We start from the raw sequence: 16,064 nt of genomic DNA, 5'->3' as shown, positions 1-16,064 counted from the left end.
AAGCGTGAAACCCGGGCGGCCCGTGGTGTCCCGTGATACGGACATCGCATAGGGTCGCCTGTGGCCACCCGCGGGGAGCGTGCGGCCACAGCCGAATGGGGAGGGGAACACGGGTATGGCAGCGCAATTCGGCCGCCGACTGCGCAGGAGCGCCACGAGCGGAGCGATCGTGGCCGCCACGGTCGCAGCGCTGGCCGCCTCGCAGGGACCGGGGGCGATACCCCCGCCGACCGACAACCTCAGCGGCGACCGCGCCATCGGCGCCGGCGACGCCACGACCCCGCACGGAGGGAACGACGGCTCGGCGACCGGCGACTCGCCGTACTACACGGACCTGCCGCCGCTGAACACCCCGAACAAGCCCGGGGCGCCCACCGCCCCCCTGGTGCCGGTCGTCACCGGCCCCGCCGAGGCCGGCATACCCGCGACCGTCCTCGACGCCTACCGCCGCGCCGAACTCTCGGTCCGCGCCTCCGACCCCTCCTGCAACCTGCCGTGGCAGCTCCTCGCCGGCATCGGCAAGGTCGAGTCCGGTCAGGCCCGCGGCGGCCGCGTGGACGGCAACGGCACCACCCTCTCCCCGATCCTCGGCCCGGCCCTCAACGGCGTCGGCTTCGCCAACATCTCGGACACCGACGGCGGCGCCTTCGACGGCGACACCACCCACGACCGCGCCGTCGGCCCCATGCAGTTCATCCCGTCCACCTGGGCCGTCTGGGGCCAGGACGCCAACGGCGACGGGAAGAAGGACCCCAACAACATCTACGACGCCGCCCAGGCCGCGGGCATGTACCTGTGCGCCGGCGACCGGAACCTGGCCATGAAGGCCGACCTCGACCGGGCGATCCTCAGCTACAACCGTTCCACCGAATACCTCCACACCGTCCTCTCCTGGTTCGCCTACTACCAGCGCGGCACCCACACCGTCCCGGACGGCACGGGCCCGCTCCCGGTGGACCGCAGCGACCGGACCGTCCCCGGCACCCCGCCGCGCCCGACGGCCCCGACGGGCTCGCCCTCCCCGGGCTCCACCCCGGCGCCGGACAAGCCGTCGCCGAAGCCCACCTCCCCGGCTCCGTCCCCGTCCCCGACCACGCCGTCGAAGCCGCCGACCCCGCCGACGACCGACCCGACCCCGCCCGACCCCAAGCCCGTCGAGATCCCGCCGACCCTCAAGGTGGCGCGCCTCAAGGCCGGTACGGCGGTGCTGACCGCGGTCACCGAGAGCACCTTCGCCGAGGCCGCCTCCGTCACCGCCGTGGACTCCGCGGGCCGCCCCGTCGCCGGCGTCAGCGTCCGCTTCGAGCTCCCCGCCACCACCGACGCCCGCTTCCCCGCCGGCGCCACCACGGTCACCGTCACCTCGGACGCGAAGGGCGTCGCCAAGGCCCCCGCCCTCCGCGCGGGCCAGAAGGCCGAGGCCTTCACCATCCGCGCCACCGTCCCCGGCCGCAGCCTGCCGGCCGCCGAGCTGAAGGCGACCGTCGAGGTGCGCAAGGCCGACGCCCTCGCCCGCGTCGGCGACACGGCCGACCTGACCGCCGAGACCGGTGCCGGCTACGGCCCCGTCACGGTCGAGGCCCGTCTCGACGGCGCGCTCGCCCCCGGCGTGAGCGTCACCGCCGTGGTCGCCGACTCGACGGACACCCCGGAGAAGAGCGCCGACGGTCCGTCCTTCGGCAAGGACGCCGCCGGGAACCCGGTCCGCACCAAGGTCCTGAAGACCGGCGCGGACGGCCGCCTGACGATCCGGGACCTCGTCGCGGGCGAGAAGGCCGGCAGCTACGTGCTGTGGCTCACCGCGCCCGGCGGTGGCACCGTGAAGCTGACGCTCACCGTCACCACCCCGGCCACCACTCCGCCCCCGACCGCCGACCCGACCCCGACCCCGACCCCGGATCCGACCACCGACCCGGAGCCGACCCCCGCGCCGGAACCGACCGGCTCCGGGACCGAGTCCCCCTCGCCCACGGCCTCCACCTCGCCCACCGCGAGCGCGTCGCCCTCCGCCTGACCCGCACCTCCCCTTCTCCGCGCCGCCCCCGCCGCCCCCTCCCGGGACGCCGGGGGCGGCGCGCGTTTCCTCCCGTCCCGCCACGGGCTGTTCTCATCTCACGGCCGCGTTGCTACGGTGCCCCCGCCCTGACGCCCCATCAGATCACCTGCCGGGAGGTCGACATGCGCGCCCTCGTCGCCGCCGCCATCGGACTCGTACCCGTCCTGCTCTTCGTCCTCCTCGTCTCCCTGGTCGATCTGCCGCCCGACGGCCCGACCTCGCCCAGACCCCTGCTCACCGCCGACCCCGGCCCGAAGAAGTAGGGAGCCCCCGTGCGCCGCCGAGCCAGCCTCGTCCTCCTCTCCTGCGCGGTCTTCCTCGCCGCCATGGCCCCCACCCTGCGCTGGTACGCCTTCCCCCGGCTGGCCAAGATCCCGCCGAACCAGTACCAGGAGATGGTCCTGGAGGCCCGCCCCGCGACCCTCCTCGACTACAACACCCTCAAGTCCCGCGAGGTCGAGAAGATCACGATCGTCCAGACCCTCAAGGGCAACGTGGAGGAGTCGAAGCGGATCGAGCGCGACACCGACCGCGACGTCGTCGTCTGGGACGGCCTCTCCTACGTCATGGGGCCCGACGGGCAGATGGTGTCCAAGATCCCCGAGCGGTACATCTTCGACGCCCACAGCCAGGAACCCGTGAACGCGCCCGGCGAGATGGTCGACGGCGACCCGGTCAGACGCGAGGGCATCGAGTTCAAATGGCCCTTCCTCACCGAGAAGCGCGACTACCTCTACTTCGACGCCCAGACCCGCACCTCGTCCCCCATCCACTACGCGGGCACCCGCACCTTCCGCGGCCTGGAGGTCTACTACTACGAGCAGACCATCCCCTGGACCCAGGTGCCCATGCCCAAGATCATGCCGGTCGAGGGCATCACCCCCGAACTCATCGCCAGTACCGGCCTCACCCGCTGGTACACCACCAAGCGGATGTTCTGGGTCGAACCCGTCACCGGGGCCCCCGTCAACGGCGAGGAGATCCACAAGGAGGAACTCCGCGGCGCCAAGGCCCTGATGGGCACCGACACCCTCACCGTCTTCGCCGGCCACGTGAAGATGCGCGAGGACTACATCGTCGACACCGTCGATCTTGTCTCCTCCAACCGCACCACCGTCCTCCTCCTCGTCTCGTACCTCCCCTGGACCTTCACCGTCCTCGCCCTCCTCCTGCTCGCCCTCGCGCTCCTGCTGGAGTCCCGCTCCCGCCGCACCACCCCCGAGGCCGCACCGAGGACCGCCCCCGAGGCCGTCACCCCTCCCGTCTGAGCCGCGCGCTCGTGTGCCGCGTCGGCTCCGCCGACGAGGGGTCCTCCGGCCACGGATGCTTCGGGTACCGCCCCCGCAGCTCCGCCCGCACCACCCGGTATCCGTCCCGCCAGAACGAGGCCAGATCGGCGGTCACGGCCGCCGGCCGCCCGGCGGGGGAGAGCAGGTGCACCAGGACCGGCACCCCCGCCACCCTCGGCGTCTCGGCCAGCCCGAACATCTCCTGGAGCTTCACCGCCAGCACCGGCCGCCCCTCCCCGTACGCCACCCGGATCCGCGACCCGCTCGGCACCTCGATCCGTTCCGGCGCCAGCTCGTCGAGCCGCCCCGCCTCGCCCGAGGCCCACGGCAACAGCCGCCGCAGCGCCTCCCCGGCGTCGATCCGCCCCAGATCCGCCCGCCGCCTCGCCCGGGACAGCTCGGGCTCCAGCCACTCCTCGGCCCGCTCCACCAGCGCCTCCTCCGCCATGTCCGGCCACGCCCCGCCGACCGCCCCGTGCAGGAACGCCAGCCGCTCCCGCAGCTCCACGGCCTCCCGCCCCCACCGCAGCAGCCCCGTACCCTCCCGCCGGAGCCCGTCGAGCAGCGCCTCCCGCACCAGCACCGGATCGGCCGCCGCCCCCAGCGGACGGACCGTCAGCTCCACCGCCCCCAGCCACTCCACGGAACGCGCCACCACATCGCCGTCCTCCCAGCGCACCTCCTCGCCCGAACGGAACAGATGTCCCGCGGCCCGCCGCGCCACCTCCTCGTCCACCACCGCCGCCAGCCGCACCCGGGCCGTCGCGTCCCGCGCCGTCCGGTCCGCCACCGCCACCGCGAGCCACGGGGCCGACCGCAGCCCCGAGCCCTCCGCGAGCCGCGCCCCGCTCCCCGACACCATCAGATGCCCGCCCTGCTCCCGCACCCGCGCCACCCGCTCCGGAAACGCCAGCGCCGTCACCACCCCCGCCACTCGATCGTCCCCGCCCCCGGACCCACCTACGGAAACACCTGCAGAACCGCCCTCGGCACCGATCCCGGGAGCACCCTGGAAACCCGCCACCGACGCCACCGCCCGTTCCAGACGCCGCACCTCCGCCCTCCAGCGCGCCCCGTACCCGTCCCCGCCCCGACGGGCCTCGCGCCAGGCGACCGCCAGATCGTCCCCGTACTCCCGGGGCGGCTCCTCGCCCAGCAGCGCCACCACCTCCGCGGCCCGCCGCGCCCCCACCTCGGCCGCCCCGTCGAGCAGCGCCCGCCCCAGCCGCGGGTGCACCCCGAGCCGGGCCATCCGCACCCCCCGCTCGGTGGCCTTCCCCGCCTCGTCCACCGCCCCGATCGCCGTCAGCACCGAACGGGCCGCCGCCATCGCCCCGGCCGGCGGCGCGTCGAGCAGTGCCAGACCCTCCGCCGTCGGATCCCCCCAGCAGGCGGCCCGCAGCGCGAACCCGGCCAGGTCCGCGATCCGGATCTCCGGCGCCGGGAACCGCGCCCGGCCGCTCTCCTCCGCCTCCGCCCAGCACCGGTACACCGTGCCCGGCGCCTCGCGCCCCGAGCGCCCCGCCCGCTGGGTCGCCGCCGCGGCCGAGACCGGCACCGTCGCCAGCGATCCAAGGCCGCGCGCATGGTCCATCCGCGGCTCCCGGGCGAGTCCCGCGTCCACCACGACCCGCACCCCCGGCACCGTGAGGCTCGACTCCGCCACCGACGTCGACAGCACCACCCGTCGCCGCCCGCCCGGCCCCGCGCCCCGCAGCACCGCGTCCTGCACCGCCGCCGGAGCCCGCCCGTGCAGCTGGAGCACCTCGGCGTCCACCCCGTCGAGCAGCCCCGCCGTCCGCGCGATCTCCCCCGTCCCCGGCAGGAAGCAGAGGACGTCGCCCTCGTGCCGCGCCAGCGCCTGCCGCACCGTCGCCGCCACGTGCCGCAGCAGCGCCGGGTCCACCCAGGTGCCGTGCGCCGGCCGGATCCCCGCCGGCGGCGGCGCGTGGACCACCGCGAACCCGTGCCCCTCGCCCTCGCCGCGCACCACCGGCGCGGGCCCGCCGCCCTCCTGGACGGTCAGCAGCCGCGCCCACGCCTCCGCGTCACTGGTCGCCGAGGCCGCGACGACCCCCAGCTCCGGCCGCAGCGCGGCCCGTACGTCCACCAGGAACGCGAGGGCCGTGTCGGCGTCCAGATGCCGCTCGTGACACTCGTCGAGCAGCACCACGTCCACCCCCGCGAGCTCCGGATCCCGCTGGAGCCGCTGGAGGAGGAGGCCCGTGGTCACCACCTCCACCCGGGTCGCGGGACCGGCCCGCCGCTCCCCGCGCACCGCGAAGCCGACCGTCCCGCCGACCTCCTCGCCCAGCAGCCAGGCCATCCGCCCGGCCGCCGCCCGCACCGCCATCCGGCGCGGCTCGGCCACCAGCACCCGCCGCTCCGGCCCGTCCCCTATGAGCCCCGCGAGCGCCAGCGGCACCATCGTGGTCTTGCCGGTGCCGGGCGGCGCGTGCAGCACCGCGGTGCCGCGCCCGTCGAGCGCGGCGAGCAGCTCGGGAACGGCATGGCGGACGGGAAGCAGGTCGAGTACGTCGTTTCGGATCACGCACTCAGTCTCGTACGCGAGAGAAAAAGAGCGGGCCTGGTTATCCACAGGCCCGCCCATAAGTAGTTCTAGTAGGAGTATTCGGGGTGGCTCAGTCCTCGCGCTCGCACACGAAGATCGCCGTGCCGGGGATCAGATTCCCGCGCAGCGGCGACCAGCCGCCCCACTCCTGGCTGTTCCACTCCGGCCACTCGGGCTCGACCAGGTCCACCAGCCGGAAGCCGCCGGCCACCACGTCCCGCACCCGGTCGCCGAGCGTCCGGTGGTGCTCCACGTACACCGCCCGCCCCGACCCGTCCTGCTCGACATAGGGCGTGCGGTCGAAGTAGGAGGCCGCGACCGACAGGCCCTCCGGCCCCGGCTCGTCGGGGAAGGCCCAGCGGATCGGGTGCGTCACCGAGAAGACCCAGCGGCCGCCCGGCCGCAGCACCCGGCGCACCTCGCGGAAGACCCGCACCGGATCGGCCACGAACGGCACCGCCCCGTACGCCGAGCACGCCAGGTCGAAGGAGCCGTCGCGGAACGGCAGCGCCCCCGCGTCCGCCTCCACCAGCGGTACCTCCCCGCCGATCCGCAGCGCGTGCTGGAGCTGCCGGTGCGACAGGTCGAGCGCCACCGGCCGGGCCCCCTGCGCCGCCAGCCAGCGCGAGCACTGCGCCGCACCCGCGCCGATCTCCAGGACGTCGAGCCCCTTCAGCCCCTCCGCCGGCCCCAGCAGCCCCGCCTCGGCCTCGTCCAGGCCCTCCGGACCCCACACGAAACGGTCGTCGCCGAGGAAGGTGCCGTGCTCCAGCTGGTACTCGTCCGCGTTCCGGTCCCACCAGCCCCGGCTGGCCCGGCTGCTCTCCGCGTCGCCCGCGTCACGCCGGGTCGCCTCCGCCTCTTCGCCGTCCGTCTCGAAGCGGTCATCCTGCTCGTACTCTTGGTTCATCTCGTCCGTCGATGTAGTTTGCGGTCAGTGCCGCGGAACGGCGGAGACCCGCCGATGGCGTGCGGGCGGACATGAACGGTGCCGGGTGTGCGTGGATCTGTCCCGGCTGCGCGCTTCGCGCATTGACCCTGTCCGGCCGCCCCCGTATGCTAAAGGTTGCGCTGCGGGCCTGCGCGCCTCAGACGGAGCAGGCCGCGCTCGCATCTGTTGTATGTCCCCTCGGTTTTCGAGGCGCTCCCCGTTCGTCGGGAGAGGTGCTTCCTTGGCTGTCCGGCTTCTTCAGCTGCGATACGGGCTCTCGGCGTAGCAGTACCTACGACTTCAATGTCCGTACCGGAGCCCTTTCCCACATGACGAGCAGCACCGAGACCACCGCCACCACCCCGCAGGTTGCGGTCAACGACATCGGTAACGAGGAAGCCTTCCTCGCCGCGATCGACGAGACGATCAAGTACTTCAACGACGGCGACATCGTCGACGGCGTCATCGTGAAGGTCGACCGGGACGAGGTCCTGCTCGACATCGGTTACAAGACCGAAGGTGTCATCCCGAGCCGCGAGCTCTCGATCAAGCACGACGTCGACCCGAACGAGGTCGTCAAGGTCGGCGACGAGATCGAGGCCCTGGTTCTCCAGAAGGAGGACAAGGAAGGCCGCCTGATCCTCTCGAAGAAGCGCGCCCAGTACGAGCGTGCCTGGGGCACCATCGAGAAGATCAAGGAAGAGGACGGCATCGTCACCGGTACCGTCATCGAGGTCGTCAAGGGTGGTCTCATCCTCGACATCGGCCTCCGCGGCTTCCTCCCGGCCTCCCTGGTCGAGATGCGTCGTGTCCGCGACCTCCAGCCCTACGTGGGCAAGGAGCTCGAGGCGAAGATCATCGAGCTGGACAAGAACCGCAACAACGTGGTCCTGTCCCGCCGCGCCTGGCTGGAGCAGACCCAGTCCGAGGTCCGCCAGACCTTCCTCACGACCCTCCAGAAGGGTCAGGTCCGCTCCGGCGTCGTGTCCTCGATCGTCAACTTCGGTGCCTTCGTGGACCTGGGTGGCGTCGACGGTCTCGTCCACGTCTCCGAGCTGTCCTGGAAGCACATCGACCACCCGTCCGAGGTTGTCGAGGTCGGCCAGGAGGTCACCGTCGAGGTTCTCGACGTGGACATGGACCGCGAGCGTGTCTCCCTGTCGCTGAAGGCGACGCAGGAGGACCCGTGGCAGCAGTTCGCCCGCACCCACCAGATCGGCCAGGTCGTCCCCGGCAAGGTCACCAAGCTGGTTCCGTTCGGTGCGTTCGTCCGCGTCGACGAGGGCATCGAGGGTCTGGTCCACATCTCCGAGCTGGCCGAGCGCCACGTGGAGATCCCGGAGCAGGTCGTCCAGGTCAACGACGAGATCTTCGTCAAGGTCATCGACATCGACCTCGAGCGTCGCCGGATCTCGCTGTCCCTGAAGCAGGCCAACGAGTCCTTCGGTGCCGACCCGGCGTCGGTCGAGTTCGACCCGACCCTGTACGGCATGGCCGCGTCCTACGACGACCAGGGCAACTACATCTACCCCGAGGGCTTCGACCCCGAGACCAACGACTGGCTGCCGGGCTACGAGGCCCAGCGCGAGGCGTGGGAGGCCCAGTACGCCGAGGCGCAGGCGCGCTTCGAGCAGCACCAGGCCCAGGTCATCAAGTCCCGCGAGGCCGACGAGGCCGCCGCTGCCGAGGGTGGCTCCGCTGCTCCGGCCGCCGCGCCGACCGGTGGCTCCTACTCCTCGGAGTCGGACGACAACGCCGGCGCCCTGGCGTCGGACGAGGCCCTCGCCGCCCTGCGCGAGAAGCTGGCCGGCGGCCAGAGCTGAACAGGCTCTCCGCTGAGCAGCGCTAGCCGCTAGCACAACCGGGGCCCGCTCCCTCCCGGGGGAGCGGGCCCCGGTCGCGTTCCGGCACCCGGCGAAGCCCGCTGCCGAAACGGCTCCGCCGGGAATGACCTTGCGTCCTGAGGCGTTCTTCCCAAGGACGCGAGGAGGAGCGGTAACCGTGCTTGATCCCCAGGATTTGTACGAGTGGGACGCCAAGGGCCTGGCCGTGGTCGACCTGGCCCTGGCACAGGAGTCGGCCGGACTGGTCATGCTGTACCACTTCGACGGCTACATCGACGCGGGGGAGACCGGCGAACAGATCGTCGACCAGGTCCTCGACACCCTGCCCAACCAGGTGGTCGCCCGCTTCGACCACGACCGGCTGGTGGACTACCGCGCCCGCCGTCCCCTGCTGACCTTCCGACGCGACCGCTGGACCGGGTACGAGACCCCGGCCATCGAGGTCCGCCTCGTCCAGGACGCCACCGGTGCCCCCTTCCTCGTCCTCTCCGGCCCCGAGCCGGACGTCGAGTGGGAGCGGTTCGCCGCCGCCGTCGCCCAGATCGTCGAACGGCTCGGCGTACGGCTCGCGGTCAACTTCCACGGCATCCCCATGGGCGTGCCGCACACCCGGCCCGTCGGGCTCACTCCGCACGGCAGCCGCACCGACCTCATGCCCGGCCACCGCAGCCCCTTCGACGAGGCCCAGGTGCCCGGCAGCGCCGAGTCCCTGATCGAGTTCCGGCTCAGCGAGGCCGGCTTCGACACCCTCGGCGTCGCCGCCCACGTGCCGCACTACGTGGCCCGCTCCCCCTACCCGGACGCGGCGCTCACCGTCCTGGAGGCCGTCACCGCCGCCACCGGCCTCGTCCTCCCCGGCGTCGCCCACGCGCTGCGCACCCAGGCCCGCCGCACCCAGACCGAGATCGACCGCCAGATCGGTGAGGGCGACGAGGAGCTGGTCACCCTCGTCCAGGGCCTTGAGCACCAGTACGACGCGATGGCCGGCGCGGAGACCCGCGGCAGCCTGGTCGCCGAGCCCGTCGACCTGCCCTCGGCCGACGAACTGGGCCGCGAGTTCGAACGTTTCCTCGCCGAACGGGAGGGCGACGCCTAGCCCCGCGGGGCCAGGGCCTAAGCTGCCGCCCATGCTGAAGGTGGGCCTGACCGGCGGTATCGGCGCCGGCAAGAGTGAGGTGTCGCGGCTGCTCGTCTCGTACGGGGCCGTGCTGATCGACGCGGATCGGATCGCCCGCGAGGTCGTCGAACCCGGCACACCGGGACTCGCGGCGGTCGTGGCCGCCTTCGGGGAGGACGTGCTCTCCGCGGACGGCACCCTGGACCGGCCCAAGCTCGGCTCCCTCGTCTTCGCCGACCCCGAGCGGCTGGCCACGCTCAACGCGATCGTGCACCCGCTCGTCGGGGCCCGGTCGGCCGAGCTGGAGAGCATGGCGGGCCCCCGGGACGTGGTCATCCACGACGTACCCCTCCTCACCGAGAACGGCCTCGCCCCCCTCTACGACCTCGTGGTCGTCGTCGACGCCTCCACCGAGACCCGCCTCGACCGGCTGGTACGGCTCCGGGGCATGGCCGAGGAGGAGGCGATGGCCCGGATGGCGGCCCAGGCCACGCGCGAGGCCCGGCTGGAGATCGCGGACCTCGTGATCGACAACGACGGCCCGCTGGACGCGCTGGAACCGCAGGTGCGGAAGGTGTGGGAAGAGCTGGAGCGCCGGGCGGCCAAGACCGCCTAGGCACCCGGAGGTCCCGGGACGGTGTTCGGAACCCGGATCGTGGGAAGGATGCAGTGCATGGCCGAGAGAAATCCGGAGACGCACGTCATCGACTTCCGTGCCGCCGAGCAGCTGCTCGCCGCACGGGATCCGCGTGGCGCCGTGAAGCTGCTGGACTCGGTCATCGCCGAGCACCCGGAGAACACGGCGGCCCGCCTCCTGCGGGCCCGGGCCTTCTTCGCCGCCGCCCAGCTGCGCCCCGCACAGCTGGAGTTCGAGCTCGTCCTGGAGCGCGAGCCGGACAACGCCTTCGCCCACTTCGCCCTCGCCCGCACCCTCCAGCGCTCAGGACAGGAAGCGCGGGCCACCCGCCACTTCCGGCTGGCCGCCGCGCTCGACCCGAAGCCCGAGTACGTACGGGCCGCCGGTTTCGGCGCCGAGGACTGACCGCCCGGTGAGGACCGACCGCCCGGGGCGCCGAGGACCGACCGCCCGGCCGGGCCTCAGCGGTCCCGACCGCCTTGCTCCGGCCCTTCCCGCCCCCACTCCTCCGGCTTCCGGCCATCGCGCTCCGGGCCGCCCCGCGCGGGGCCGACGGGCCCCCGTCCGCCGTGGTCCGGTTCGTACGGGGGCACGTCCCGGCCCGGCTGCCAGTGGGGGCCCTGCCGCAGATGGCGCAGGACCAGCGACATGTCGACCGCGACCACCAGGAACAGCACCCCGCAGGCCACCGCCCAGCCGGTGCGGCCCAGCAGCGCGAAGACCACCGTGCCGAAGACGGCCCACACCATTCCCCACGCACTCAGCCAGAACCGCAGCCGCAGCGCGCTGCGCGCGGTGACCGGCTCGCTACCGGTACGCATGACGCTGCCATCTCCCCTCGGATCCCTGTGGGCACTTCCAGCCTCTACCCGTCCGGGGACGAAGGGAACGACGACCGCCTGCGGCGGCTCAGTGCACGATGGTGTAGCTGCGCCAGGGCAGAGTGCCCGGCACGATCGAGTCGGCGGTGTTGGTCGGCAGGTAGATCGGCTCCTCGCCCTTGCAGTCCCGGGTCCGGTAGAGGATCAGGTCCACCAGCGTGCCGTTCTCGACGCGCTTCGCGCCGAGCGGAAGCCGGTGGCAGCCCTTCACCGGCGGGCTCGTCACCCGCACCACCGCGTCCCCGCGCGTCTCGTACGCGACGGGGCCGACGGCGGTGCGGCCGAGGCCCGAGCAGCCCGCGACCGTGAGCGTGAGCAGCACGGCCCCGGAGGCGGTCGTGAGACGCCGGCGAACGGACATGGCGGATCCCCTTCGATCGGGCGGGCGAGGCGGTCGGCGGAAGGCCCGGGGCGAAAGCCCTGGTCGTCGTCACCCTGCCGCCCCCGGGGGCCGCTGTCATCCGCAGCTGGGCCGGTCGGGGGACCCGGGGTGGCGGTCGTTGTCAGACCCCGCCCGTAAGGTCGGGAGGACCGGCGCGGAGACTCCGCGCAGGACCGGTGAAGCCCGGGGGAGGAGGACGGCACCATGACGGAGCGCTGGACGGCCCGTGCCGCGGTCTTCCTGCCGGCCGCGTTGCCCCGCGAGGGCCGGATCGCCCTGTGGGACCCCGACGGGGCGGCCCTGCCCGAGCCCGACGGCCTCGCCGGGGCGGAGCCCACCCGCATCACCGTCGCCCGCCGGCACGGCACCGGCGCCCGCGGCCGGGAGGTCCCCGCCGTCACCCTGCCCGTCGCCACCGCCCTGCCGCTGCTGGTCGCCGCCCGTCACAGCCCCGCCGCCCACCCCGCCACCGCCTGCTGGGGCGCGGCCGCCCTGCACGCCCTGCACCTCGTCGCCCGCGGCCGACTTCTGCCCGGGCTCACCGCCGAGGACCTGGACGCCTGGCGGGCCGGTCCGCTCGACGCCGAGGACATCGCCCATCTGCGGGCCGTCGCCGCCGCCATGCCGTACGAGGCGCACGCCGTGCCCGTCGCCGGTTCCGGCCCGCTCGGACTGCCCGACCCGGAGGCCCTGGTGCGGGCCTTCCTGGACGCGGTCGCCGACACCCTGCCCCGTAGCCCCGCCGCCGCGCACGCGGTCGGGGCGCCCTTCGCCGCCACCGCGCCGCAGCACCTCCCCCGGGCCCGGACCTGGGCGGCCGAGGCTGCCGCCGGCATGGACGCCGGGGTGCGGATCTCGCTCCGCCTCGACCTCTCCGCCGCCGAACTCTTCGACACCGGGGACGAGGTCGAGGGCGGGCCGGAGCGGCAGGCCGCGGCCGCGATCCTCCAGGTGCACAGCCTCGCCGACCCGACCCTCGTCATCGACGCCGCCGCCCTGTGGGCGGGCGAGGGCGAGCACTTCGGCCCCCGCGCCCGGATCGACGCCCTCCTCGCCCTGCGCCGGGCCGCCCGGATCTGGCCCCCGCTCGGCCGCCTCCTGGAGCGGGACACGCCCGACGTCCTCGCCGTCACCGAGGCCGAGCTGTACGACCTCCTCGGCCCCGCCGCGGCCCGGCTCGCCGACGCAGGGGTCACCCTGCACTGGCCCCGTGACCTGGCCCGCTCGCTCAGCGCCTCCGCCGTCGTCCGCCCCGCCCGCTCCGCGCCCGGCTCCGCCACCGACGGCACCAGCTTCTTCGACAGCACCGAACTGCTCCGCTTCGACTGGCAGCTCGCCCTTGACGGCGACCCCCTCACTCAAGGCGAGATGGACCTCCTCGCCGAGGCCCACCGGCCCGTCGTCCGGCTCCGCGACCGCTGGGTCGTCGTCGACCCCGACCTCGTCCGCAAGGCCCGCAAGCGGGAACTGGGCCTGCTCGAACCGGTCGACGCCCTGGCCGCCGCCCTCACCGGCAGCGCCGAGGTCGACGGCGAGACCGTCCCCGCCGTGCCCGTCGGCGCCCTCGCCGACCTGCGTGACCGGCTCCTCGCCGGACCCGGGACCGCCGTGCCCCCGCCCGGACTCACCGCCACCCTGCGGGACTACCAGCTCCGCGGCCTCGCCTGGCTCGACCTGATGACCTCGCTCGGCCTCGGCGGCTGCCTCGCCGACGACATGGGCCTCGGCAAGACCGTCACCCTCCTCGCCCTCCACCTGCGCCGGGCCCGCCGCGAACCCACCCTCGTCGTCTGCCCCGCCTCCCTCCTCGGCAACTGGCAGCGGGAAGCCGCCAGGTTCGCCCCCGGCGTGCCCGTCCGCCGCTTCCACGGCACCGCGCGCGAACTCGGCGGCCCCGACGGCGGGATCGTCCTCACCACCTACGGCACCCTGCGCACCCGCGCCGCCCAGCTCGCCGCGCGGGAATGGGGCATGGTCGTCGCCGACGAGGCCCAGCACGTGAAGAACCCCCTCTCCGCGACCGCCAAGGCACTGCGCACCGTCCCCGCGCCCGCACGGGTCGCCCTCACCGGCACCCCCGTGGAGAACAACCTCTCCGAACTGTGGGCCCTCCTCGACTGGACCACGCCCGGACTCCTCGGCCCGCTCAAGGCCTTCCGCTCCCGCCACGCCCGCGCCGCGGAGAACCACGAGGAGCTGGAGAACGGGGAGGCGGTGGAGCGGCTCGCCCGCCTCGTCCGCCCCTTCCTGCTGCGCCGCCGCAAGTCCGACCCCGGCATCGTCCCCGAACTGCCGCCCAAGACCGAGTCCGACCACCCCGTGCCGCTCACCCGTGAACAGGCCTCGCTGTACGAGGCGGTGGTCCGCGAGACCCTGGGCCGGATCGAGGCCGCCGAGGGGATGGCCCGGCGCGGCCTGGTGATGAAGCTGCTGACCTCGCTCAAGCAGATCTGCAACCACCCCGCGCAGTACCTCAAGGAGGACGCCCCGCGCGGCGGCACCGCCCGCCTCGCCGGCCGCTCCGGCAAGCTCGTCCTCCTCGACGAACTCCTCGACACCATCCTCGCCGAGGACGGCTCCGTGCTCGTCTTCACCCAGTACGTGACGATGGCCCGGCTCCTCGCCGACCACCTCACCGCCCGCGGGATCACCGGCCAACTCCTGCACGGTGGCACGCCCGTGGCCGAGCGGGAGCGGATGGTCGACCGCTTCCAGTCCGGCGAGGTCCCCGTCTTCCTGCTCTCCCTCAAGGCCGCCGGCACCGGCCTCAACCTCACCCGCGCGGGACACGTCGTCCACTACGACCGCTGGTGGAACCCGGCGGTCGAGGAGCAGGCCACCGACCGTGCCTACCGGATCGGCCAGACCCAGCCCGTGCAGGTCCACCGGCTCGTCACCGAGGGCACCGTCGAGGACCGGATCGCCGAACTGCTCCGCTCCAAGAAGGCCCTGGCCGAGGCCGTCCTCGGCTCCGGCGAGGCCGCCTTCACCGAACTCACCGACCGCGAACTGGCCGACCTGGTCTCCCTGAGGAGGTCCGCGTGAACCGCCCCGGAGCCCGGACCGCCCGCCCCGCGCGCGGTGCCGCACCCCGCCACGACGACCGCCGCCGCACCTTCCCGGCCGTCCCGCCCCGCACGACCGCCGACGGGAGCTTCGCCGCCACCTGGTGGGGCAACGCCTGGGTGGGCGCCCTGGAGCGCACCGCGCTCGACCCGGCCCGCCTCGCCCGCGGCCGGTCCTACGCGGAGCGCGGCCACGTCGACGCCGTCACCGTCACCCCCGGTCGGGTCGTCGCCTATGTGCACGGCAGCCGGATCCGCCCGTACCGCACCGAGATCCGGATGAGGACCCTCGGCGACGACGGCTGGGAGCTGTTCCTCGACCAGGCCGCCGCCCGCCCCGCGCACATGGCCGCCCTCCTCGACAAGGAGGTCCCGCACGCCCTGCAGGTGGTCGAGGGGCTGCTGCCCGCCCCCGGCGACCTGCTGCCCGACTGCTCCTGCCCCGATGACGGCTTCCCCTGCAAGCACGCCGCCGCCCTCTGCTACCAGGCGGCCCGCCTCCTCGACGAGGACCCCTTCGTCCTCTTCCTGATGCGCGGCCGCGGCGAGGGCGAACTCCTCGCCGAGCTCTCCCGGCGCAACGCGGCCCGGTCCGCCGCCGAGTCCACCCCCACCGCGCCCGCCCTCCCCGCCGTGCCCGCCCGGGACGTGCTTGCCGCCGCAGGGCCCGTCCTGCCGCTGCCCCCGCCGCTTCCACTCCCGGACCGGCCGGGACGCCCCGCCGTCTTCCCGCCGGACCCGTACGCCCCCGACCCTCTCGCCCTCGACCTCCTGGCCGGTGAGGCAGCCGCCCGCGCCCATACCTTCCTCGCCACCGGGCACGACCCGGTCGCCGCCCTCACCCCCTGGCAGGACGCGGTCCGGCTCGCCGCCGCCCACCCCGGCTTCGGCCTCACCGCCTCGACCCGCGCGCTCTACCGGGACCTGGCGCATGCCCTCGACCGGACCCCCACCGACCTCGCCCGCGCCGTCGCCGCCTGGCGCCAGGGCGGCGCGGAGGGTCTCGCGGTCCTGGAGGAGCCCTGGGACCCGCCCGCCGGACCGTTCGACCGGGCGAGACCCGCCCTCCTCGCCGCCGACTTCCCCTCCTTCCGTCCCTGGCGCAACCGGCTCTCCACCCCCTCGCGCCAACTCCGGCTCGGCAAGGACGGCCTGTGGTACGCGTACGAATCGGATTACGGCCGCGAGGACTGGTGGCCGCGCGGCGCCCCCGACGCCGACCCGGTCGGAGCCCTCACCGCGCTCCTCGGCCGTTACTGAGGTTTTCGGGTTGTCGTCGGGTGGTGACGG

The 16,064-nt window shown here is 74.1% G+C and carries 13 protein-coding genes; 9 read left to right on the top strand and 4 right to left on the bottom strand.

The window, feature by feature from the left end; genetic code table 11:
- The first annotated feature begins 115 nt into the window (after window positions 1-115).
- From QK442_RS00475 to QK442_RS00465, 3 genes are all read left to right on the top strand, one after another.
- Entirely contained in the window at window positions 116-2,014 is a 1,899-nt protein-coding gene (locus QK442_RS00475; protein ID WP_282691714.1) for a lytic transglycosylase, read from the top strand.
- Between the two features lie 164 nt (window positions 2,015-2,178).
- Window positions 2,179-2,319 (top strand): SPW_0924 family protein, encoded by a 141-nt coding sequence (locus QK442_RS00470; RefSeq protein ID WP_107063131.1) that lies wholly within the window; start codon window positions 2,179-2,181, stop codon window positions 2,317-2,319.
- 9 nt (window positions 2,320-2,328) lie between these two features.
- A complete protein-coding gene (locus QK442_RS00465; protein WP_282691713.1) occupies window positions 2,329-3,324 on the top strand; it encodes a DUF3068 domain-containing protein in 996 nt (331 codons plus the stop codon).
- On the opposite strand, the gene hrpB is transcribed toward QK442_RS00465, so the two are convergent.
- The gene (gene hrpB / locus QK442_RS00460; RefSeq protein WP_282691712.1) at window positions 3,308-5,896 is read right to left on the bottom strand and encodes an ATP-dependent helicase HrpB; all 2,589 of its coding nucleotides are present in this window, start codon (window positions 5,894-5,896) and stop codon (window positions 3,308-3,310) included. The genes QK442_RS00465 and hrpB overlap by 17 nt on opposite strands.
- 91 nt (window positions 5,897-5,987) lie before the next feature.
- Entirely contained in the window at window positions 5,988-6,827 is an 840-nt protein-coding gene (locus tag QK442_RS00455) for a class I SAM-dependent methyltransferase (protein WP_282691711.1), read from the bottom strand.
- A 350-nt stretch (window positions 6,828-7,177) separates the two neighbouring features.
- Between QK442_RS00455 and rpsA the strand changes: the two genes are divergently transcribed.
- From rpsA to QK442_RS00435, 4 genes are all read left to right on the top strand, one after another.
- Entirely contained in the window at window positions 7,178-8,671 is a 1,494-nt protein-coding gene (gene rpsA / locus QK442_RS00450) for a 30S ribosomal protein S1 (protein ID WP_282691710.1), read from the top strand.
- 178 nt (window positions 8,672-8,849) lie between these two features.
- On the top strand, window positions 8,850-9,788 hold the full coding sequence (locus tag QK442_RS00445; RefSeq protein ID WP_282691709.1) for a PAC2 family protein: 939 nt from the start codon (window positions 8,850-8,852) through the stop codon (window positions 9,786-9,788).
- A 31-nt stretch (window positions 9,789-9,819) separates the two neighbouring features.
- Window positions 9,820-10,425 carry a dephospho-CoA kinase gene (gene coaE / locus QK442_RS00440; RefSeq protein ID WP_282691708.1) on the top strand — a complete coding sequence of 202 codons (606 nt, stop codon included), beginning with the start codon at window positions 9,820-9,822 and terminating at the stop codon, window positions 10,423-10,425.
- Between the two features lie 57 nt (window positions 10,426-10,482).
- On the top strand, window positions 10,483-10,851 hold the full coding sequence (locus tag QK442_RS00435; protein ID WP_282691707.1) for a tetratricopeptide repeat protein: 369 nt from the start codon (window positions 10,483-10,485) through the stop codon (window positions 10,849-10,851).
- 56 nt (window positions 10,852-10,907) lie between these two features.
- On the opposite strand, the gene QK442_RS00430 is transcribed toward QK442_RS00435, so the two are convergent.
- Window positions 10,908-11,267 carry a DUF6343 family protein gene (locus QK442_RS00430; protein WP_282691706.1) on the bottom strand — a complete coding sequence of 120 codons (360 nt, stop codon included), beginning with the start codon at window positions 11,265-11,267 and terminating at the stop codon, window positions 10,908-10,910.
- An 88-nt stretch (window positions 11,268-11,355) separates the two neighbouring features.
- Window positions 11,356-11,688, bottom strand: a complete 333-nt coding sequence (locus QK442_RS00425) for a hypothetical protein (protein ID WP_282691705.1) — start codon at window positions 11,686-11,688, stop codon at window positions 11,356-11,358.
- A gap of 225 nt (window positions 11,689-11,913) precedes the next feature.
- Here QK442_RS00425 and QK442_RS00420 point away from each other — a divergent pair, with 225 nt between their 5' ends.
- The gene (locus QK442_RS00420) at window positions 11,914-14,754 is read left to right on the top strand and encodes a DEAD/DEAH box helicase (protein ID WP_282691704.1); all 2,841 of its coding nucleotides are present in this window, start codon (window positions 11,914-11,916) and stop codon (window positions 14,752-14,754) included.
- The gene (locus tag QK442_RS00415) at window positions 14,751-16,034 is read left to right on the top strand and encodes an SWIM zinc finger family protein (RefSeq protein ID WP_282691703.1); all 1,284 of its coding nucleotides are present in this window, start codon (window positions 14,751-14,753) and stop codon (window positions 16,032-16,034) included. Before QK442_RS00420 ends, QK442_RS00415 begins: the two co-directional genes overlap by 4 nt.
- Window positions 16,035-16,064 lie beyond the last annotated feature (30 nt).

Source organism: Streptomyces sp. CC208A (genome assembly GCF_030010625.1).
Lineage (GTDB): Bacteria > Actinomycetota > Actinomycetes > Streptomycetales > Streptomycetaceae > Streptomyces.
Note: the sequence above shows the minus strand (reverse complement) of the source record. Positions and strands in the feature narration are given on the sequence as shown.